The organism is Pontibacter pudoricolor (assembly GCF_010092985.1).
GTDB lineage: Bacteria > Bacteroidota > Bacteroidia > Cytophagales > Hymenobacteraceae > Pontibacter > Pontibacter pudoricolor.
Map to the genome: position 1 here is coordinate 2,119,469 of NZ_CP048106.1, position 21,595 is coordinate 2,141,063.

General features: G+C 45.8%; 16 protein-coding genes and 1 pseudogene. 8 read left to right on the plus strand and 9 right to left on the minus strand.

What is annotated here, in order from left to right:
• Window positions 1-160 precede the first annotated feature (160 nt).
• From GSQ66_RS19235 to GSQ66_RS09135, 5 genes and pseudogenes are all read left to right on the plus strand, one after another.
• A pseudogene (locus tag GSQ66_RS19235) lies at window positions 161-759 on the plus strand (TetR/AcrR family transcriptional regulator).
• 50 nt (window positions 760-809) lie between these two features.
• Complete coding sequence (locus GSQ66_RS09120; protein ID WP_162427191.1) at window positions 810-1,322, plus strand: acyl-CoA thioesterase; 513 nt, start codon at window positions 810-812, stop codon at window positions 1,320-1,322.
• A gap of 144 nt (window positions 1,323-1,466) precedes the next feature.
• Window positions 1,467-2,102: an HD domain-containing protein gene (locus GSQ66_RS09125; protein ID WP_162427192.1), complete on the plus strand. Its 636-nt coding sequence runs from the start codon at window positions 1,467-1,469 to the stop codon at window positions 2,100-2,102.
• A 148-nt stretch (window positions 2,103-2,250) separates the two neighbouring features.
• Window positions 2,251-2,694: a PaaI family thioesterase gene (locus GSQ66_RS09130; protein WP_162427193.1), complete on the plus strand. Its 444-nt coding sequence runs from the start codon at window positions 2,251-2,253 to the stop codon at window positions 2,692-2,694.
• A 384-nt stretch (window positions 2,695-3,078) separates the two neighbouring features.
• Entirely contained in the window at window positions 3,079-3,681 is a 603-nt protein-coding gene (locus tag GSQ66_RS09135; RefSeq protein WP_162427194.1) for a hypothetical protein, read from the plus strand.
• A gap of 70 nt (window positions 3,682-3,751) precedes the next feature.
• Here GSQ66_RS09135 and GSQ66_RS09140 read toward each other — a convergent pair whose 3' ends face one another.
• Window positions 3,752-6,643, minus strand: a complete 2,892-nt coding sequence (locus GSQ66_RS09140) for an alpha/beta hydrolase family protein (protein ID WP_162427195.1) — start codon at window positions 6,641-6,643, stop codon at window positions 3,752-3,754.
• A gap of 402 nt (window positions 6,644-7,045) precedes the next feature.
• Here GSQ66_RS09140 and GSQ66_RS09145 point away from each other — a divergent pair, with 402 nt between their 5' ends.
• The 3 genes from GSQ66_RS09145 to GSQ66_RS09155 all read left to right on the plus strand — a co-directional run bounded on the left by GSQ66_RS09145 (window position 7,046) and on the right by GSQ66_RS09155 (window position 10,415).
• Window positions 7,046-8,230 carry an acetyl-CoA C-acyltransferase gene (locus tag GSQ66_RS09145; protein WP_162427196.1) on the plus strand — a complete coding sequence of 395 codons (1,185 nt, stop codon included), beginning with the start codon at window positions 7,046-7,048 and terminating at the stop codon, window positions 8,228-8,230.
• Window positions 8,231-8,366: 136 nt separating this feature from the next.
• Complete coding sequence (locus tag GSQ66_RS09150) at window positions 8,367-8,900, plus strand: HEAT repeat domain-containing protein (protein WP_162427197.1); 534 nt, start codon at window positions 8,367-8,369, stop codon at window positions 8,898-8,900.
• 141 nt (window positions 8,901-9,041) lie between these two features.
• Window positions 9,042-10,415 carry a toxin-antitoxin system YwqK family antitoxin gene (locus GSQ66_RS09155; protein WP_238395880.1) on the plus strand — a complete coding sequence of 458 codons (1,374 nt, stop codon included), beginning with the start codon at window positions 9,042-9,044 and terminating at the stop codon, window positions 10,413-10,415.
• Between the two features lie 691 nt (window positions 10,416-11,106).
• Here the strand turns inward: GSQ66_RS09155 and GSQ66_RS09160 are convergent.
• The 8 genes from GSQ66_RS09160 to GSQ66_RS09195 all read right to left on the minus strand — a co-directional run bounded on the left by GSQ66_RS09160 (window position 11,107) and on the right by GSQ66_RS09195 (window position 21,522).
• On the minus strand, window positions 11,107-12,999 hold the full coding sequence (locus GSQ66_RS09160; RefSeq protein WP_162427198.1) for an amidophosphoribosyltransferase: 1,893 nt from the start codon (window positions 12,997-12,999) through the stop codon (window positions 11,107-11,109).
• Between the two features lie 8 nt (window positions 13,000-13,007).
• Window positions 13,008-14,615 (minus strand): NADH-quinone oxidoreductase subunit N, encoded by a 1,608-nt coding sequence (locus GSQ66_RS09165; RefSeq protein WP_238395881.1) that lies wholly within the window; start codon window positions 14,613-14,615, stop codon window positions 13,008-13,010.
• Between the two features lie 65 nt (window positions 14,616-14,680).
• On the minus strand, window positions 14,681-16,423 hold the full coding sequence (locus tag GSQ66_RS09170) for a complex I subunit 4 family protein (RefSeq protein ID WP_162427199.1): 1,743 nt from the start codon (window positions 16,421-16,423) through the stop codon (window positions 14,681-14,683).
• 122 nt (window positions 16,424-16,545) lie between these two features.
• The gene (nuoL, locus tag GSQ66_RS09175; protein ID WP_238395882.1) at window positions 16,546-18,717 is read right to left on the minus strand and encodes an NADH-quinone oxidoreductase subunit L; all 2,172 of its coding nucleotides are present in this window, start codon (window positions 18,715-18,717) and stop codon (window positions 16,546-16,548) included.
• Between the two features lie 102 nt (window positions 18,718-18,819).
• Entirely contained in the window at window positions 18,820-19,131 is a 312-nt protein-coding gene (gene nuoK, locus GSQ66_RS09180) for an NADH-quinone oxidoreductase subunit NuoK (RefSeq protein ID WP_162427200.1), read from the minus strand.
• 2 nt (window positions 19,132-19,133) lie between these two features.
• Window positions 19,134-19,646 carry an NADH-quinone oxidoreductase subunit J family protein gene (locus GSQ66_RS09185; protein ID WP_162427201.1) on the minus strand — a complete coding sequence of 171 codons (513 nt, stop codon included), beginning with the start codon at window positions 19,644-19,646 and terminating at the stop codon, window positions 19,134-19,136.
• A 100-nt stretch (window positions 19,647-19,746) separates the two neighbouring features.
• Complete coding sequence (locus GSQ66_RS09190; RefSeq protein WP_317164241.1) at window positions 19,747-20,337, minus strand: NuoI/complex I 23 kDa subunit family protein; 591 nt, start codon at window positions 20,335-20,337, stop codon at window positions 19,747-19,749.
• Window positions 20,338-20,418: 81 nt separating this feature from the next.
• Window positions 20,419-21,522 carry a complex I subunit 1/NuoH family protein gene (locus tag GSQ66_RS09195; RefSeq protein ID WP_162427202.1) on the minus strand — a complete coding sequence of 368 codons (1,104 nt, stop codon included), beginning with the start codon at window positions 21,520-21,522 and terminating at the stop codon, window positions 20,419-20,421.
• Window positions 21,523-21,595: the final 73 nt, after the last annotated feature.

Genomic DNA, 21,595 nt, shown 5'->3' on the forward strand with positions numbered 1-21,595 from the left:
CTGGCTCAGTGGAACACCAACAACGGCGGGCTTTGACACTTAAATCGTAAAAGCTAAACAGCTTCCACAGTTCACTTCTCTCCTCCCCAACTATAAAAATAATTCAGCTTACTTCTTTGAGATTACAAACCGATTGGTTTATTTTGTCGTAACATAATCTATGGAAACTATAACCAAAGCCGAACGCACACGCCAGTATATCATTGAGCAGGCAGCACACCTGTTTAACCAGCGTGGTTATTCCGGTACTTCGTTACAGGATATAATGGCTGCAACCGGGCTTACGAAAGGTGGCATTTATGGTCATTTTGAGAGTAAGGAAGAGATTGCGCTCGCAGCTTTCAACTATGCGTCCGGTATTATTCTGCAATTGCTTTCGCAAACTGTAAATGCTCACCAAACAGCGGTAGCTAAACTAGAAGCGTTGCTGGACTTTTACAAAAAGTATCTTATTTCTCCGCCTATTACCGGTGGTTGCCCTGTATTAAACACATCTGTAGAAGCCGACGATACCAACCCCTGTTGCGTGCCAGCGTGGTAAAAGTGCTCAATAAAATGCACCGCTCCCTCGAATACATAGTGCAGCAGGGAATACAAAATGGTGAGTTAAAGGCCTCAGCTAATCCGGAGCAGTTTGCCATACTTTTTATCAGCATGATAGAGGGTGGCGTTATGGTTTCCAAGGCGTATGGTAATCCGCTTTATCTGAATACGGTTTTAAAGCAGCTGCATAAGATGATAGCCGAAATTAAAAGCTAATTTTTTTTGATCATAAATAAACCAAACGGTCTTTTTTAAATTTATCAACTATGAACGAGACATCACTACCAAAGTACCCGGAAAGCGCTTCACTTATTCGTTTTGAAGACTGCGATCCGTTTGGCCACCTGAACAACGGCCGCTACACCGATTACTTTCTGAACGCCCGCGAAGATCAGCTCCGGGAGAACTATAACCTGGATATTTACCGCCACATGCAGGCAGCAGGTAAAGCATGGGTAGTAACCTCGAACCAGATGGCGTACCTGCGCGAGGCCAAACTGATGGAAAAAGTAACCATACGTACGTGCCTGCGCTGGTTTACCGATACCGACATTATGATGGAAGCTCTGATGCTGGATAAGAAAACCGGCAAAATTAAATCGGTGGCCTGGATGCGCTTTAGCTATATAGATGTGAAGATTGGTAAGAAAACTAGACACGAAGATCATCTGCTGGAGCTTTTTGGCAAAGTGGCTATACTTGGCGAGGGTAAAGACCTGTTAATGTTTGAGGAACGTGTAAAGGAACTACGGCAGTCAGAAGTAGCTATTGAACAATAACTTATAGTTGCTGAAAGTTTTTTTCAGTTTTTTGCTGTCGTCTTGCAACCAATTAGGCTGTTTAAGACTCTTCCTTTTAAGTTTACGTGTGCGCTCATCATTCTGGGCTAAAACTGCATCTGATCATTTTCTGCCAAACCTGATATGAAAAAGGAACTTAAGAGTATTTTGGAAGTAATTACGCTGGCTGAGCGGCTGAAGTGCGAAATGCGCCATAGCTGGCTTACCGATGGACGACAGGAAAGTGTGGCAGAACATACCTGGCGCATGGCGTTGATGGCAGTTTTACTGGAACCTTACCTGGATGAGGAAGTGGACACCGCCAGAATGCTGAAGATGATCCTGGTGCATGATCTGGTTGAGATTGAAGCGGGTGATATTCCGGCTTTTCAGTTGATGACTGAAGAGGCAAGAGCTTTAAAACAGCAGAAAGAATTGCAGGCGATAGAAAACCTGCGTACTAAACTGGGAAACGGTATAGGGCAGCACATTTTTGAACTATGGCACGAGTTTGAAGCCAAAGCTACCTACGAAGCGAAAGTAGCCAACGCCTTAGATAAACTGGAAGTACGCCTGCAACACAACCACGCCGATATTGCCACCTGGCTGGAAGTGGAACAGGACAACGTTTTCAGAATGGGCGACCACACTGGTTTCGATTCCTGCCTCGATCAGTTAAAAGACCTGATACAGGAACAGGCAGTGCAAAAAATGGAAAAAGCTGGCATTTCTACTACAAGTGTTTTAGCAAGGGTGGCATCTCAGAATGCGCTCGCTTAAAATAGATTAAGTTAAACATGGAATGCAGAAAAGCACTGGCGTAAAGTCAGTGCTTTTCTGTTTTTAGATCTCTTAACTATAGTTTACATTAAACAAGAGGCTAAACTATAGTTGCTATTCGTATACTTGTGTTCTCAAACTATAAACTATGGATGCTGCTACCCACTACCGCCTACTCGAGAAATTATACCACCGTGCCAACATACAGCAGTTTATAGATGGCAGCCAGATAAACGTGCAGCACCGGACAGCGGAGATAACCTTGCCGGTGCAGGCCAAGTATAACCACGGAGCCAATGCCATGCATGGCGCCCTGTATTTTAAGTTACTGGATGATGCCGCCTATTTTGCTATTGCTTCTATAGTTCAGGATGTGTTTATAGTTACCTCTTCTTTTCAGCTGAACCTGGTGCGCCCGGTAACCGGAGGAACCATAAAAGCTGTCGGTAAAGTCAGAACGATTGGGAAAAATCTTTTTGTAGCTGAGGCCACGTTATACAATGAGCAAGGCAAAGAAGTAGCTTTCGGTACAGGCCAGTTCATGAAAACAAACCAGCCATTAAACAGTATGGACGGGTACTCTGAAGAGTAATGCTTTCCTTTATAGTTTAGGGTTGCAATACGTGTTTAAAAAAGAGCTATTTGTACTGAAGTACAATAAATCAGCCTAGTTTCTCCTTCAAATCCAGTCCGTTTCATTTCGTCACACATAACATTTCCAGCTTTAGTAAAACTACTCTTACAGTTTATAATTATTCCTGCATTTAAATAACGCCCCGCAGCATTGTAAGCAGAAAGTTACCCTGTATAACCTGTTTACGCTTAAGTATTTTATGCATTTCCCTTCCCATTTTTACTCCTTCTCTTACAAAAACTTTCCCTTCACCAGATATTAGCAATACCCGGTGTTCCATCGATAACTATAGAATTACCTTCTTGTTCTTAAGGGTATATTCTAAACTAAAAACAAAAAATTATGAAAAATTTGTTACCAAGAACTACCGTCCTTACCGCTGTAGTTTCACTGTTTCTGTTTTCCGCCTGCGAATCTGATGAGGCAACTCCGGATGCAACTCTACAAGCTGCAAATACACAAGCAGCTCATCAAACCAATTCTATGAACCTGTACAAAACCTACACTGTAGAGTTGATGGAACTGAATGGTTCAGGTGTAAATGGCATGGCACATATCGAATTAATGGGCGATAAGATTGACGTAAGCCTGGAGGCTGGCGGATTAACACCAGAAATGGAGCATATGCAGCATATTCATGGCTTTATTGAGAACAACAGAAATGCTGTTTGCCCGCCCCCATCTGCAGATACAAACGGTGATGGCCTGATCAGTTTAGTGGAAGGTATACCTTTCTATGGTCCAGTGCTGGTGCCTCTCACCCCCTATCCGGTAGCTGATGCAACAGGTATGGTAGATTTTATGAATCAGTATCCTATAGGCAGAACGGTGAGATCGTTACAAAACAACGTAATAGTGCTGCATGGCATGTATGTAGACGGTGTTTATGATCCAACTATACCAGTAGCATGTGGTCAGATAAAAGTTATGAATAAGGGGAAATAGGGCTAACCTTAACTATAAAACAAAAGAGGAGCAGACTTACATCTGCTCCTCTTTTGTTTTAAACTATAGCTTATTGGTTGATCTCACTGGCTAACTCCGGTTCCGGTTGTGGCTCTGGTTCCAGTTCAAAACCATAGTCTTTCCCTTTTAAGATAGTCGGTACGCCCTTCTTCATCCAGATCGGCATTGGTTTGCCTTTCAGGTAATAATCAAAGAACTGCGACATTCTAACAGATAGGTCTTTGCGGTTTTTACGCTGCACCAGGTTATGGTCTTCTCCGTTGTACACCAGCATCCAAACGGGCTTGTTTAATCTGCGGAGTGCCATAAAATACTCGATACCCTGGTACCACGGAACAGCACCGTCCTGGTCGTTATGCATGATAAGCAGCGGTGTTTCTACACGGTCGGCAAAGAACAGCGGAGAGTTCTCGATAAACTGCATTGGCTTCTCCCAAAGCGTTCCACCTATGCGGCTCTGTGTTTTCTCGTACTGGAACTGGCGGCTCAGGCCTGTTCCCCATCGAATACCACCATAGGCACTTGTCATGTTAGAAACCGGCGCACCAGCCATAGCAGCTTTAAACAAATTGGTTTTGGTAACCATGTACGCGATCTGGTAACCTCCCCAGCTCTGCCCTTGCAAGGCCATATTTTTCTCATCAACAAAGCCCTGCATTGCCAGTTTCTGCACACCCGGTATGATACAGTCCATGGCACTCTCGCCCGGGTAACCATTTTTATACACGATGTCCGGCACAAATACCAGGTAGCCATTGCTCACGTAGTAAGAAATATTAACGGTAGATGCACTTGGTGAAGGTGTTTTATGGGCGTGCAGTTCATCCGAAGAGCGCTCATAAAAATAAACGATCATCGGGTACTTCTTCTTCGGATCAAAATTCTCTGGCTTGTACAGCAAACCTTCCAGCGGAATACCATCTGTCGATTTCCAGTTAACCAGTTCCACCGTTCCCCACAGGTAATCTTTCATTTGCGGGTTGGCATTGCTCAGCTGTGTTGGCTTATCAAAAGTGGTTGTAGTTGAGTACAGGTCCGGGAACTCCTGGAACGAGCCTTTGCGGAATGTAAAGCGGTTCTCATTTTTAGCTTTACGCAAACGGGTAAAGCTATTCGGAGCCATTACCAGTTGCTCAGGCTGTGCCTCTTTACTCACATAGTCACGGAAGTAACCACCGGACTTATCTTTATTATTGAAAGCGCTTAAGAACAGTGTAGCATTTTCAGGAATAAACTTTTCTTCATCATCAAGCTGCTCATACCTGAAGCTGAGTTTATTCTTTCGGCCATAGCTATCGGTCAGGTTCACCGGTGCTTTTTTACCGGTCGGGTCCAGTTTCCAGATGTCGTATTTATCGTACACCAGCAGGTAGCTGTCATTTTCAACCCATCCTGCTAAACTATAAGAACCTGGCAGCGCCGGTATGTCATTCGATTCGTCATAGAACGGCAGACCAATGCGTTTGGTAAGGTTCAGGTTCTTACCGTTTTTAGTAGCCAGTGTATGCCAGCTGCTGTCAGTTGGTTCGTACCAGTACACATAGTTGCCCTTCGGTGATAAGCGTGGATAACCGCGTGTTTCGTTCAGCACCTGCTTGCGCGTTCCTTTTTTCAGGTCGATCAGGTAAGCATCTTTGCGGGTTGGCGTATCGTAACCGATGGTCATTTTATACTTTTCGTCGCTCACTCCCAGTGCCACATCACCTTCGCCGTTTGCATCCAGGTACACATCCGGAATCTCCAGGGTAGCCAGCTGCTGCATTTTCTTGCCTTTCAGCTCATACATGGCCAGGAACGACTGCTTCAGGTCGCGGTCTTTGTTCTTTAGCTGCATCGGCTGGATAAGCGGGTCTTTGTAGGTCCAGATGTCGAGGCTAACTTTATCTTCTTCCAGTTGGGTCGTATCTTTTTCGTAGCGGGTCGGGCGCGGGAACGTGCCAAAGAACAGGCGCTTGCCATCTTCTGAGAAATTCAGCTTGCCATGCTCGCTTACCATCCAGTCTTTCGGCATGCCGGCACTTAGCGTATCGGCCAGCTTCGTTTTGCGATTGTCCTTTCTCGTCCAGTGGTGCAGGGCAAAGTAGCGGATCTCAGCTTCCAGGGTATCGTTGGTAGCCACAAAAGCCAGTTGTTCACCTGCTTTGTCCGGTGTTATACTTTTGTAAGAAACTTTACCCGTATCAATAGGCATCACTTTCAGGTCGGCAGTGCTTACGGCATAAACGCCGGCTTTGTGCAACGAGTCCAGCTCATCTTTCACAAAATACAGCATGTTGCCCTTCTCCGAAAAAGTATAGTCGATCACTCTGTCAAAGCGCTGCTCTTTACCGGTTTCCAGGTTACGAAGCACCAGTTCAGTACCGTTATACTTTTTATTTTTCTTCAGAGCTTTTTTAGCAACAGCGGGTTTTGCTTCTTCTTTTTTGGCTTCTGCAGTCGGCTCGGCTTTCTTTTCCTTTTTAGCCGGGAGCTCTTTTTCCAGGTGATATGCTACCCAGTTATTACCTTTTTTAGGCAGCTGGTAAGATTTCACCCGCGGCATCTTCACCACGTTCATATTCTCCAGCAGCACTATAGCCAGGGAATCTTTCGGCAGGTCGTCGCCTTTCTTCTTTTTAAGTTTTAGCTGGCGCACTTTCTGGTACTCCGGCTTTATATTAAAAACGGCGTAACGGCTGTCGTTGGTAAAAGCTGCCTTGGTGCCGCGTGGGTAACTGGTAAGTTTGTTGGTTACCATGTCGCGGATCAGGAGGTCGCCATCACCTTCCTGCGGATTCACATTAAACAGTACGTATTTTCCGTTATCAGATATCTTTTCCCCATCCACGTTTTTCCAACTGTCGTACACGTCGTGGGTTAAAGGTTTTTTTGCTGCTTGCTGTGCCTGGGCTTGCATAAACCCGAAACTACAGCATACAGCCAGGTATAAAAATTTCTTCATCCTGGGTTAAATAGGTTAGTTAGTTTATAGTTGATTAGTTGTTCGTATCTAAAGATAGGGAAAACCTGAAAAGGTTTAAAAAATAGAGAAGGTTATAGTAAAATACATAGTTGGTTTATAGTTTACCTTTTTAAAGGACAAAATTAGTTTAGAAGCTTAGAGAGTTTAGAAGTTTAAGAATTGAGAAGTTAATGAATCCTAGTGGCTTATGATCCCCAGAATAATTAATCAGTTGTGGCACAGGCACTCGCAGGAGCTGCGCATGCTACGAGGTGTAATCCTGAATTTAAAACTCCTGAACTATCTAACTCCTAAACTCTCTAACTTCCTTCCCTAACGTTCGTTTGTTTTTAACTATAAATCCTGATAATTTCACAGTACCAATTAAATCCTTACAAAATCATGCAAACTAAAGAAGTTTATATAATATCGGCTGTTCGTACGCCTATCGGAAGTTTCGGTGGTGCACTGGCAAGCCTTTCTGCAACTGAGCTTGGTGCGGCGGCTATTAAAGGCGCTGTAGAAAGAGCAGGTATCGATAAAAACCTGGTACAGGAAGTTATCATGGGTAACGTATTGTCTGCTAATGTTGGCCAGGCTCCGGCGCGACAGGCTGCGGTTAAGGCTGGCTTAGGCTACAACGTAGAGTGTACAACTATAAATAAAGTTTGTGCTTCGGGTACAAAAGCAATCATGTATGCGGCGCAGGCCATTATGCTGGGCCATAAAGATGTAATCGTGGCTGGCGGTATGGAAAGCATGAGCAATGTACCTTACTATGTAGAAAAAGCACGTTGGGGCGCTAAAATGGGCCACACGCAAATGACGGACGGCCTGATAAGAGATGGCCTGTGGGATGTTTACAATGACTTCCATATGGGTAACGCTGCCGAAAACACTGCCCGCGAAATGAAGATTACCCGCGAAATGCAGGACGAATATGCGATCAGTTCTTACAAAAAGTCTGCAGCTGCTGCTGAAGCCGGCTTAATGAAAGACGAGATCATTCCGGTTGAAATTCCGCAGCGTGGCAAAGATCCTATAGTTGTATCGGAAGACGAAGAATACAAAAAAGTTAGCTTTGATAAGATTCCTGGCCTTCGCCCGGTGTTTGATAAAGAAGGTACAGTAACAGCTGCTAACGCATCAACCCTGAATGATGGTGCTGCTGCGCTTGTACTGATGAGCAAAGAGAAAGCAGAAGAACTTGGTGTGAAGCCAATTGCGAAGATCCGTGGTTTTGCAGACGCAGAGCAAGATCCGATCTGGTTTACAACTACGCCATCGCTGGCAATACCGAAAGCACTTAAAAATGCAGGTGTTACGCCAGAGGAAGTAGATTTCTATGAGATCAACGAAGCATTCTCTGTAGTATCTATCGCTAATAACCAGAAACTTGGCCTGGAAGGTGGTAACGTAAACGTGTTTGGTGGTGCAGTATCGCTTGGTCACCCGCTGGGTGCATCTGGTGCGCGTATTGTAACTACACTTTGCAACGTGCTGGACAAAAAAGGCGGCAAGATTGGTGTAACCGGTATCTGTAACGGTGGTGGCGGCGCTTCTGCCCTTGTTATCGAGAAACTATAGTTTACCTTATAGTTTGCCTTAAGGCATACAATTTGCAGGAAGCCTTACGTTAAATCGTAAGGCTTCTTTTTTATACCTTAGCTGTATATTAAACTGATTACTATAGTTTTGGTGTTTATCTATACTAAAGATACGAATGTCATTAGAGACTGAATTAGCTAAGTTCTGGAATTGGGCCAACATGACTCCTGAGACTTATAACGAAGAGCGGGGATTGGGAGAATGGGAAATTGAATATCCGGGTTGGGAGGAACTGTACAAAACGGCCGATGAAGCCCTCGAACAGTTGAATAAGGAATTTAACCATGACCTGGCCCAACAGCTGGTTTATGCCCTGGCTATAGATAACGAATCAGGAACAGTGTTGCAGGCTATAGTTGATAAACTGGAATCTAAGCTCAGGTTTGTAAAAAAGGCTATCAATTCAGATCAGTCGCAGGCCAGGTGGCAGGCGGCCGAGTTGCTCGGTAACACAGAAGTGGAAGACCGGGAAAAATTACTCGTTAACCTGGTTACTCGTGATAAGGACAAGTATGTTATCAGGAGGGCTTTGATGAGCCTGGATAAAGTGAACCATACTAAAGCGGCTGAGTTCGCGAAGGGCTTTTTAAAAGACCCGGATCCGTTTATGAAATTAGTATCTAAACAAATCGTTAAAAAGAAAGCCTAAGAGTATGTTTAAATTTCGTTTTTGCATGCGAAAATCAGACAGAAGGGTTCTGAGGAAATGTTTTTTGAGCCGCATAGCAGCGCTACGTGGCGATAAAAAGATGAAGTCAGGTTCCTTTATGGATGGTTTGCAGCGCAAAATATGAATTTTAAACATGCTCTAAACTATAGGTTAGTTATTCCATTGTATTCCATCCGTATGTATAAATTATTTTCAGTTCTGTTTACCCTGTCGCTGGTAAGCACTGTTGCTGTAGGGCAAGCCCGAAAAGTGGTAACCTACCACGACGAAGTCCGCACAACTATAAAAGAAGTTTATTTTATGAAACCGGATTCGGCTATAGTTGGCAACTATGTCCGCTACTACCCTACCGGCGAAAAAGAAGCTTTTGCAAAGTTCGTGGAAGGTAAAAAAGACAGCGTCTTCACGGAGTTCTACCCAAATGGCAAGCCTAAAATCAAGGTAACGTATAAGCTGGATGTGAAACAGGGCCCTTTCCAGGCATTCCACCCGGATGGCCGTCTGATGCAGGAAGGCAGTTATGAAAATGACCAGCAGAGCAACCTATTCAAAACCTTTTATGATGATGGCCAGATACGGAAAGAGACCACTTTTGTGAAGGGATTCCCGGAAGGATTGGTGAAGGAATATTACCCGGATGGCAAGGTAAAATCAGAGATATACTATAAGAACAGCCAGCAAAGCGGACCTGCCAAAACTTACTACCCGAACGGCCAGTTAGAGAGCGATGCCAACTATAAAGCCGGTATGCTGGAAGGATCTTACAAAACGTATTACCAGAACGGCCAGCTGCAGCAGGAAGTTATAAACGTAGCAGGCCAGCGCCACGGCACGTTTAAAAGCTATTTCCCGGATGGTAAGTTAAGTACCGAAGGTGGCTTTGCTGCCGGTAAAATGAATGGTCCGAGCAAATCATTTTACCAGAACGGGCAGTTAAGAAGCGTCATAAACTATAAAAATGGCGAACCAACCGGCCAGACCCAGTTCTTTTACGAAGATGGCACCCTGCGCGAACAAGGCAACTATAGCAACAACGGCGCCGATACAAAAGTAACCACTTATTATGCCAGCGGAAATATTAAGGCTGAGGAAGAATTTAAAAACAAACTACAGCAGGGCAACTGGAAAACCTACTTTGATGAGCCCGGTAAAAAGGTAAGGACCAGCGAAGTATATGACAAAGGAAAACTGCAGGGTGATCAGCTCACGTTCCACGAAAATGGACAGGTAAAATCGAAAACGGTTTACAAAGATGGCAAAATAATAGGCCTCAGCTACGAGTATTACCCTTCAGGCAAAGTTAAATCAGAAACGGAGCATAAGGACGGCAAGAAATTCGGGGCGTATAAGCAGTACTTCGAAAACGGTAAAGTAGAAGTAACAGGCAAGCACATCAACAACAAAAAAGTAACCACCTGGAAACACTATAACGAAGATGGTAAAGTGATCAAAACTATAGTATATAAGGATGGTAAGGCAGTAGAGGAGAAATAAGCCCAGTACCAGGGCTATCGATTTTAAAGTTTACAGGGACAGACCACGGTCTGTCCTTTTTATTTGGCTTTAACTATAGAACCTTAGACTCCTTTGAAGAATAGTGATGTTTTGAGCTCTATTCCTGCCGCAAGTTTTCAACTTGTGGTTTTTAATAGTGTTGAGTTTTCAACTCAACTGGGCCAGAGGCCCAAACTATAGTTCGTCCCGAGCGATGACGCTCGCGCCATAGAATAAAGATAATGAAACAACCAAATTTAACGTCCTCGCTCGCGTCCCGCGAGTGTGAGCTATTAAGTGGCGTCCCGCCACGTTGCTAACCAGGTATGAGGAATACCTGACCTATAAACTATAGCGGCCAGAGGCCGCATAATAGCTCACACTCGCGGGACGCGAGCGAGGGCAAAAGAAAGAATAAAACAACCCGCCCTTTCGGACTTCTGAGTCCGGAAGCTCTCTGCAAGGGACATCCTTGTCCCTGTACTACTCGGACAAGGATGTCCGCGACAGGTAAAATTTCGGACAGAGATGTCCGAAACAGCAGTTCATCGTCTTTAGCCCCACAACTAAGTAAAAAACCAATAATGGCATTTAAGTAGTTGAAGAGGAAAAGGACAAACAACTATAGCATAAACAAAAAGGCACTTCCCAACTATAGGAAGTGCCTTTCTTATAAATAGCTATAGTTAGTTTAATAAGCTCTTACAGCTTTTTTCTCTACAAAATTCATGAACGCACGGTTTACTACGCGTGTACCACCCGGGGTTGGGTAGTTACCTGTAAAATACCAGTCGCCTCTATGGTTCGGGCAGGCCAGGTGCAGGTCTTCTATAGTTTGATAAATTACCTGTACTTCGGCTTTTACTTCCGGCGCTTTCACAATTTCAGAAACTTTGGCAGAGATCTCATCATGCGTAAACAGGTCGAAAAGCTCTTTTACAAAGTTGATTTCCTTAAATGCTTCGGTTCCTTCTACAGCCTGGCATTTATCGTACACTTCATCAATTTTATAGTATAGATCACGATCTTTTAAAAGGGCCAGCATAGCACGGAAAGCAACAAACTCTTTTAACCGGCTCATATCAATGCCATAGCAATCCGGGTAACGGATCTGCGGCGCGCAGGAAACGATAATGATCTTTTTCGGCTCCAGCTTGTCCAGCATTTTAATGATAGACTTTTCCAGGGTAGTACCACGAACTATAGAATCATCCAGCACAACCAGTGTATCAATGCCTTTCTTTACTACTTCATAGGTCGTGTCGTACACGTGCGTTACCAGGTCGTCGCGGTTGTTGTCGTCGGTAATAAAGGTGCGTAGCTTAACATCTTTGATAACCAGCTTCTCAGCGCGTGGCTTAAACTGCAGTATGTCGTCAAGTTGCTCTTCGGTAAGTTCCTGGTTCAGAATTGCCTGTTTGCGGTACGTGCGCAGGTAATCTTCAATTCCCTTCATCATACCCAGCCAAGAGGTTTCGGCCGTGTTCGGGATGTAAGAGAAAACAGTGTTTTTGAGATCGTAGTTAACGGCTTCCAGAATCTGGCCGCAAAGGCGCTTGCCCATGTTCTTGCGCTCTTCATAAATTTCCGGATCGTTACCACGGGAGAAGTAAATGCGCTCGAAGCTGCACGATAACTTTTCGCGCGGCTCCATGATCTCTCTCAGCGACGGATTACCTTCCTTGTCAACTATAAGCGCATGCCCCGGTGTAATTTCCTTGATAGCGCTATAGTCTACATCAAAAGCAGTTTTAATAGCTGGTTTTTCAGAAGCTACCACTACCACTTCATCATCAATGTAATAGTAAGCAGGGCGAATACCGTTCGGGTCGCGGACAACAAACGAAGCTCCGTAACCAGTTAATCCGGCCATCGCATAGCCACCGTCAAAGTCCTTACCGGCACGTTTTAAAACACGTTCCAGGTCAAGGTTCTCTTCTATCAGGCTGGTTATTTCTTTATTGGTAAACTCGTGCTTGTAAGATTCGAACAGTTCCTGGTTTTCTTCGTCCAGGAAGTGGCCGATCTTTTCCAGAACGGTTATAGTATCCGATTTTTGTTTCGGATGCTGACCAAGCTCGATCAGTTTCTGGAACTGCTCTTCTACGTTGGTCATGTTAAAGTTACCCGCAACAGCAAGGCTTCGGCTTCGCCAGTTGTTTTCGCGCACCATCGGGTGGCAGTTATCTACGCTGTTTACGCCATGTGTGCCGTAGCGCAGGTGGCCCAGGTACACATCGCCCAGGAAAGGCATATTCTGCCAAATCCAGTTGGTGTCATCCGCTTTCTCAGGGTTTTGTTCTTTCAGCTCTTTGTACTCTTTGCCAATCTTGCCAAAAATGCTGTCGATGGCACGGGTCTTTACGGAACGGAAACGGCTGATGTATTCCATGCCCGGTCCGGCATCTATTTTAATGCTGGCAACACCTGCCCCGTCCTGGCCGCGGTTGTGCTGCTTCTGCATAAGCAGGAACAGCTTGTTAACGCCGTACATGGGCGTGCCATACTTCTCAACGTAATACTCAATTGGTTTTCGGAGCCTGATCAGGGCTATACCGCATTCGTGTTTTATTGAATCGCTCATGTTTGCTGTTAAAGTGTCTGTGCCAGCAGCTTTTCGATCCAGTGCAGCAGCAGGTCGGGTTTAAAAAACAGGACCAGCAGCGGCAACGCAAAAAACCCCAGCAGCAGCTTATTCGACAGTGAAATAACTAATTTTTCTTCAGTATAATTCCTTTTAAAGAAAAGGTAGTATGGAATCCTGATATAATAGAATAGGGCAACGCCGGTGAGCAGCACACCCGCTACCAAAAGCACCAGCAGCATGGTTTGGTTCGATGAACTATAGGCTTCCCAGACATTACTAAAAATTAACAGCTTGCCCATAAAACCAGCCAACGGCGGAAGCCCGGTTAGCGACAACAGGTACAGCAACGCCATTATGCCCAGGTAAGGTAATTTATGCCCTAAGCCCGTAAAGTGCTCCAGCTTAGTAACCCCAAAATTCTCTTCCGTTATCTGCAGGAACAGGAAAATGCCATAGTTCATGAACAGCAGCACCGACAGGTAAAACAGCACACCCGAACTATAGTTGGTTCCGAAAGCCAGCAAGGCCATCAGCAGGAAACCCGCATGCGAAACTGACGAATAAGCCATCAGCCTGCGTGGCGTTTTTTGCCATAGTGCTGTAAAATTACCAATAGCCAGCGTAGCCAGAGCCGCTATACCCAGGAACCATAAAATATCATCGAAATAAGAAGCTACAGCCGGATCGTTGAAGGCGGCTATGAAGCGAAGGATAACAATGATACCCGCCATTTTAGGACCCGTAGAGAACAGGGCAACTATAGGCATGGGTGCTCCCTGGTATATATCCGGCACCCAGAAATGGAAAGGTGCAGCTGAAATTTTAAAGAAGAAACCGGCAAATACAAGTATAGCAGCTATCGTTACCAGCAGGTAATCTGCCTGCAAAAGTGCCTGCCAGAAAGTGCCTTCGGTATAGTTCAGCGAGCCGGTAAAGCCATAGAAAAACGACATGCCATACAGCATCACCCCTGCCGACAGGGTACCGTAGAGGATATATTTCAGGCCGGCTTCAACAGCGCGTTTTTCGTGTTTTAAAGTAAGCGTAAGGATGTAAGATGCTATGGAAACCACTTCGATAGCCAGGAAAACCATGAGCAGGTTAATGGACTTTGCCATCAGGTTCAGGCCCAGCACCAACATCAGGATCAGGGCATAATATTCGCCTTTCCCTTCTTTCAGGTTTTCCAGGGACCTGCTTTGAAGTGACAGAAGTATGGTAAAGATACCGGCTGCGCTGAAAAGGATACCGCCGTATCTTGCCAATCCATCTGAGCGCAGCAAATTAAGAAACTGCACGCCACTTGATGTGTAGCCGCCTAAAATTTGAAGTACGAACGCGGAGAAAAGCCCGGTAAGTGCCAGCCACGGCAGCATCTGCTTTATAGTTTTTGATTTGAAAAGATCGAGCGTAACCAGCAGAAGAAAGAAACCAGCCAGCAATAACTCAGGCAACAGCGAACCTGCCCCGGCAATAATGGCGTCGATCTTCTCAGATAATAAAGCTGCCTGTTCCTTCACTTGTAACTTAATTTCTTTTTGCTGTTTTCCGCTGTTTCGGATTTCCAAATCCGAAACCAATCTGCTGCGGCTCTCCAGATCCGCGTAAACCATGTCACGGGGATGTGGACATCCCCTACAGATTGCTTCCGGATATGGAAATCCGGAAGAGCAATACTTTATTTAACTATAATAGACAACACCATATTCAGCTGTTCCTGCCCGCTTCTGAGCACCAGTTCTGTAAAGCCCTGAGCGGTCATGCCAATTTTATCCAGCAACAGGTGCGGGAAAATTCCGAACACAAAGGCAAGTATGGCCAGTGGTACTAGCATCAGGTATTCTCTCCTATTCAGGTCCGACATAGTTGCTTTCTCACGTAGTTCCGGGAAAATCCAGTACTTGCCAAAGAACATGCGCTGCAGTGCCCACAGGTAGTAAGCAGCCGCCAGTAACAAACCAAAAACGGCAACTATAGTTAGCCAGCGTGGCAGCAGACCCGTGATATCGGGAGAACTAAAACCACCAACTAACACCAGCAACTCGGCTATAAATCCGGAGAAGCCCGGCAAGCCCAGCGAGGCAAAGAAAGCAATTACTACAAACGTCGTATAAGCCGGCATACGCTTGGCCAACCCACGGAAGTTCAGGATCATGCGGTCGTGTGCGCGATCATAAATAACACCAACTACCAGGAAGAGCATCGCTGAAATAATACCGTGGCTGAACATCATGTAGATAGCGCCGTTCACGCCTTCTGAAGTAAGCGAAGCCAGTCCCAGCAACACAAAACCCATATGCGATACCGACGAGTAAGCGATCAGCTTTTTCAGGTCGTTCATGGCCAGTGCGCAAAGGGCACCATAGATAATGGAGAGTACGCCCAGGCCACCCACCAGTACGGCAAAATAAGCACCGGCATCCGGGAAGATCGGGTAAACGATACGAATCAGACCATAACCGCCCACCTTTAAAAGTATGGCAGCCAGTAATACAGATATAGGCGTTGGAGCCTCCACGTGTGCGTCCGGAAGCCAGGTATGCACCGGAACCGACGGCACTTTAATGGCAAAACCGGCAAACAGTAACAGGAAAGCGATAAAGCGGATCGGCAGGTCCCACAACATTGTACCCGACAGTACATGCAGCAAACTGCCAGGTATAAAGTTGGCTGGATCCATCATGGCCGGAATGCTGAATGTGCGAACAAGATCAGCCCCCTGGATTACATTTTGTTGCAAGGATTGCTGCACCTGCAGGATCATATCCGGATTAATTCCACTGGTTTGCAGCATACCTAATTGAGCTGCTGTAGCTAACGGATCGATCACAGAAGTATATAACCCGATCATCACGATCAGGATAAAAAGCGAACCGACCAAGGTGTAAATAAAGAACTTGATAGCAGCATATTCGCGTTTCGGGCCACCCCAGATACCGATCAGGAAATACATCGGCAGGAGCATAAATTCGAAGAACAGGTAAAACAGGAAGAAATCCAGCGCCAGGAAACAGCCCATTACACTGGTAAGCAGCAACAGGTATAGCAGGAAGTAACCCTTTACATTTTTGGTGATAGTCCAGGATGAGATGACGCCGATAACGCCGATGATGCCTGTGAGCAGCACCATGCTGATACTGATCCCATCCACACCTACAAAGTACTCGATCTGGAAACGACCAAGGCTACCCAACGAAAAACCGATCCAGTTTAGTTTTTCTACAAACTGGTAGCCCTGTTGCCCGTTGGCGGCGGCGGTACCATCAAAACGGAAGTATAAAACGATAGCCAGTACCATTTGCAGCAACGCGCCCAGCAATGCTACTACCTTCGCCGTCTTTTGCAGACGAGCGGGCATAAGCAGCAATACAAGCGCTGCTAATAGAGGTGAAAAAATAAGGCTACTAAGTATAAAATCCATCAACTGTTTTTATGGTTGATTGTTAATCGCTGAATGATAATTGCTGACAGTTGTTTTTAAGACCACCTAAAGCAAAATCCTATAATCTCTTAAATCTCAAAAATCCTAGTCCCAAAGATACTTTAAAACAAGACGATATATAGTATAACCAAAATAAATCCGAAAAGCGAATAGGCATAATAACTCTGTACTTTCCCATTCTGCAGGTTCCGGCCAAGCATTCCGAATACCTTCGACAGTGCTCCTACCAGCCACACCGATCCGTCTACTACCAGCCTGTCGAACCAACTCACCATTTTAGAAAGCACGACCAGCCATTTACTGCCATAGTTCAGGGTATAATCTATGATGCGTTTATCGACACGGTAAAGCGTAGTAGCTGTCCAGAGTGCTGGCTTTACAAAAGTTGTGTTAAAGAAAGTATCAAGGTAAAAGTGATTATAACTGAGTCGGGCAAAGGTGCTGTTCAGCTGCTCGGTTGCTAGTTGTTCGCTCGTTTTCCGGTTATATTTGATGAGCGCTATCGCAATACCAACTATAGCCAGTAAGGCAGAAGCAACTCCGATTACAATGTGCACCAAATGGTTTGCATCATCCTGTATCGCTACAGCCTGCACCAGTTCTGCAGCAAGCAGGCTAAGCGGCAGATTTTCTAAGCCGATACCATTTACCACCCAGCTGCCACTAAAACTCAATGGGTTTAAGGAGAAGAAAATACCTGACGATAGAATAGCCAGTAGTATTACCGGCACCAACATGACACGTTCGGTTTCCAGTTTTGAAGAGAAGCGGATCTGGGTCACATTGAAAGGCACCCGGAAACTACCGAAGAACATGAACCACATGTGGCGCGTCATGTAATACGCTGTTAGCACCACCACTACAAAGCCGGTTACCGGAACTATAAAGTATAACAGATTACCGTTTGCGCTCATAGTTTGCGCCCATGCCCAGCTAACCGAAAGTATGGCATCTTTGGAAAGAAAACCGGATGTAAGCGGAATACCGGCCAAAGCTGCAGTTGCTAGCAAATAACTATAGAATGTGAATGGCATAGTTTTGCGCAGTCCGCCCATATTTCGGATATCCTGCGGATCTACATTCTCCAGTTGTGCGTGGTGCAGTCCTCGGTGCATGGCATGAATGATGATACCGGCATTCAGGAACAACGCAGCTTTAAAAAAGGCGTGTGTGGTCAGGTGGAAGAGCGAGGCATCATACGCCCCTGTTCCCATTCCCATTACCATATAGCCCAGCTGCGAAATAGTAGAAAAGGCCAGCACTGCTTTGATGTCGAATTGATTCAGAGCGGCAAGCGCTCCAAGTAAAGCCGTAATGGCACCAACTATAGCAATAACGGTTAGTGCATCCGGGGTAAAAAAAGCATAGCACCGTGCCAGTAGGTAAACACCTGCTGCCACCATAGTTGCGGCATGTATCAACGAAGAAACCGGCGTAGGGCCCTGCATGGCATCAGGCAACCATATCTGTAACGGAAACTGTGCCGACTTGCCCACACACCCCATAAACAATCCTAATCCGGCTAAGGTCAGCAGTAACGGGCTCAATTCCAGCAGCCAGGGCTCCCCATTTAAACTATAGGAAACTATAAAACTGCTGTTTAGCCACTCGCCTGAGCCGATAAGTGTTCTGAGGGTTTCCAGGTCGAAGGTGCGGAAATACGTGTAGAAAGCAAACAAACCGAGCAGCAGACCTATATCCCCTACTCTGTTCACCAGGAAGGCTTTTTTGTTAGCTTCCACTGTTGCCGGCCGCTCGAACCAGAAACCTATCAGCAGATACGACGAGAAACCCACCAGTTCCCAGAAGATAAAAAGCAGTAACAGGTTATCGACCAGCACAATACCGAGCATACTGAATGTAAACAACCCCAGGTAAGCAAAATAGCGATGATAGCCTGTGTCGCCGTGCATATACCCAACCGAGAACAGCTGTACCAGTGTAGAGATGAAGGTCACGATCACCAGCATGAGCACCGTGAGGTTATCCAGAAGTAAACCGGCTGTAAAATCGGAAACTATAGCGGAGGGCAGACTAAACCAGACGGTTCGGGTATGATAAGTTTCTGTGTTCCAGGTCTGTGTGAAAAGGTAAACCGAAAGCGCAAAGGTGATAGCTGAAATACCAATAGCCAGCCAGTCGCCACGGCGTGGGAGGCGCTTACCGAAACCGAACAGTACCAAAAAAGCCAGTAGCGGCAGCAACAGCACCACCAGAGCAGTAGTGGTTTGGGGCGTGCCAGCCAATGGCTTCAAAAGTTCAGTAAGCTCCAAGTTCAGGTCTATAGTTTCAGTTGCATGCAGTTTTCAGCTGCCAAAGTTAAGTATATTGCTTAAATTTTATACTTATAGTTGCGTGTTGATTACCTGCAAGACTTACTTATTAACGTCGGTTACAATATCACTCAGATTGGCGGTTTTGAAATGCTGGTAAACGCGCAGAACTATAGCCAGGGCAATAGCAGCCTCGGCGGCGGCAATAACTATAACAAACAGGGAGAATAATTGCCCCTGCAACAACTGCGGATCATGACGGCTGAATGCTACCAGGTTCAGGTTGGCTGCATTAAAGATCAGCTCGATCCCCATCAGTACTACCACCGCATGGCGCTTGGTAATAACTGCCAGTATGCCAATACCAAATAGCACGGCACTCAGAAGTAAGATATGTTCTAAGGGAATATTCATACTTAAACTTTCTGTTTATCGGTGGCAATGTACGCAGCTCCCATCAGGGCAATAAGCAGCAACAGGGAGGCTATCTCGAATGGCAGCACGAAGTCAGTCATCAGTTTTATACCAATTGTTTGAACCGTGCTTTTCTGGTTGCCCAGCACATCCATTTCCATAGTTTGCAGCCATGGCAGTGAGCTGATATTAGATTTAAGGATGCTGTAGCTCAACCCCACAACTATAAGCCCCGCCACCAGCGTACCCCAAACCGTATTCACGTTCTCCGACAACACCGATTTATCGTGCACGCGGCTGCTGAGCATGATACCGAAAAGTATCAGCACCAGTACGCCTCCCACATATACCATCAGTTGGGTTACTGCTATAAAATCAGCAAACAACAGCACATAAATGCCGGCAATACTCAGCAATACTATAAGCAACGAAAAACCAGCATACAGCAGGTTGCGCGTCAGCACCATGTATGCCCCCGAAACTATAGCCAGTATTGCGAAGATGTAGAAAAGCATTTATTTCGTTATTAGTTGCTCGTTATTCGTTGTTAGTTTCTCAAAAGGCTCTCCATTCAAAGCATTAAGAATCTTCGTTGCATGGACTTTGTATTAACAATTAAGCCTGCTTTCTTGCTGCCAGTGCAGCTGCCTTGGCCGCCGCCATTTCCTCCTGCTGCTTTGCCAGAAGCTCCTTTTTCTCTTCAGCCTGCTCCGGCGAAAGATCTGTGAAATGGTAGATCATGTTTTTGATATCTACTTCCGCGAAATCGTACACGGGCGTCATGGTCAGGCAGTCGGTTGGGCAAACGGTAGTGCAAAGGCCACAGTAACAGCACTTAGCCATATCAATGTCGAAAACCGGGGCATATAGTCGCTTTTTGGTTCCGTCAGATGTTAGCCCGATCTCTTCCGTAGCTTTCACAGACTCTATCGTGATGCAGTTAACAGGGCAGATCTTGGCGCAAAGGTCACAAACTATACAATCGTCGATCTCATTATGCAGGCGGTACCGGCCGTTGTCAGGAACAGGAATGGCTTCGTAGGGGTAAGTCAGCGTTACCAGTCCGTCGGGTTGGTTAAAGTAATTTTTATCGGTCACGTACTCCGGAGTACGGCGGTTTTTGGCATTCCAGAAGTGTTTCCACGTCAGGCGCAGGCCACTTATCAGCGACGTCACCGCAAACCAGAATCCGGATCTATTTTTCACTTCGTTCAAGTTAAGAGTTTTGAGTTAAGAGTTATGAGTTCAAATCACTTTTGACTTTAAACTCTTAACTTTTAACTAATATCATATCATTAACAATCGCCAGATGCCTGCCATCAACACTACACCCAATGCAATTGGCGTGAGCACTTTCCAGCATAGGTGCATGAGCTGATCTACGCGCAGGCGTGGATATGTCCAGCGTATCTGCAACTGCAGGAACAACAGTACAAACGTTTTGCTCAGTAACCAGAAACCACCCCAGAGTATCCCTGATAGTTCTCCTACGGTTCCGGTTGTCCAGTAAGCCAGGCTAACAGGGCCGATGTTTGGCAATGGCGTGTTCCAGCTACCCAGGAATAGAATAACAGCTACTAAACTAACCAGCACCATCATACTATACTCTGCCAGGAACAATATCGCAAACCGGAACCCTGAATATTCTACGTGAAAACCCGCCACCAGCTCCGACTCCGCTTCCGGAATATCAAAAGGGGCACGGTTGCTCTCAGCCAGCGACGCTATAAAGTATATGATAAAGGAAATCAAAAGTATAGGTGCCCGGAAAATGTTCCAGGTGGTAATGCCGCCTATAGTTGTCGTGTTAATGCCCAGGGCCTCGATGCCAAACAGCCAGTTCATCTCAAACTCCAGCCCCGGAAACCGGTTCATTAAAGCGCCCTGCTGGTAACTGATCTCCTGAAAATCCAGAGATTGGCAAATCATGACTGCTGAAAGTATAGCCAACCCAGCCGGAATCTCATAGGAAACGATCTGGGCCACCGAGCGCATCGCACCCAGCATGGCATATTTGTTATTGGAACCCCAACCGGCCATTAGCAATCCAACTACATCTAATGAGATAATCGCCAGCAGGTAAAAAACGCCAATACCGATACCCGCTGGCACCAGGTCCGGCGTGAAAGGGATAACGGCAAAACCAGCAAAAACAGCAGCAAAAATTAAGATCGGAGCTAGCTTGAAAAGGTTCTTATCAGCAGCAGCGGGAACAATGTCTTCTTTCTGCAATAACTTCAGCACATCCAGCACCGACTGCAACGAACCATATGGACCTGCTTCTGTGGGGCCAAGCCTGTCCTGCATAAATGCCGCCACCTTCCGCTCTGCATACGCCAGCACGATCACTATCGAAAGCAACAGTACAAGTGTTAGCACAAAAGCGAGCATAGGCGTTCAGGGTTTATAAGCAGGCAAAGGTAAGTTTTAATTTGGAAATTCGGGGATGTGGTGATTTGTCTGA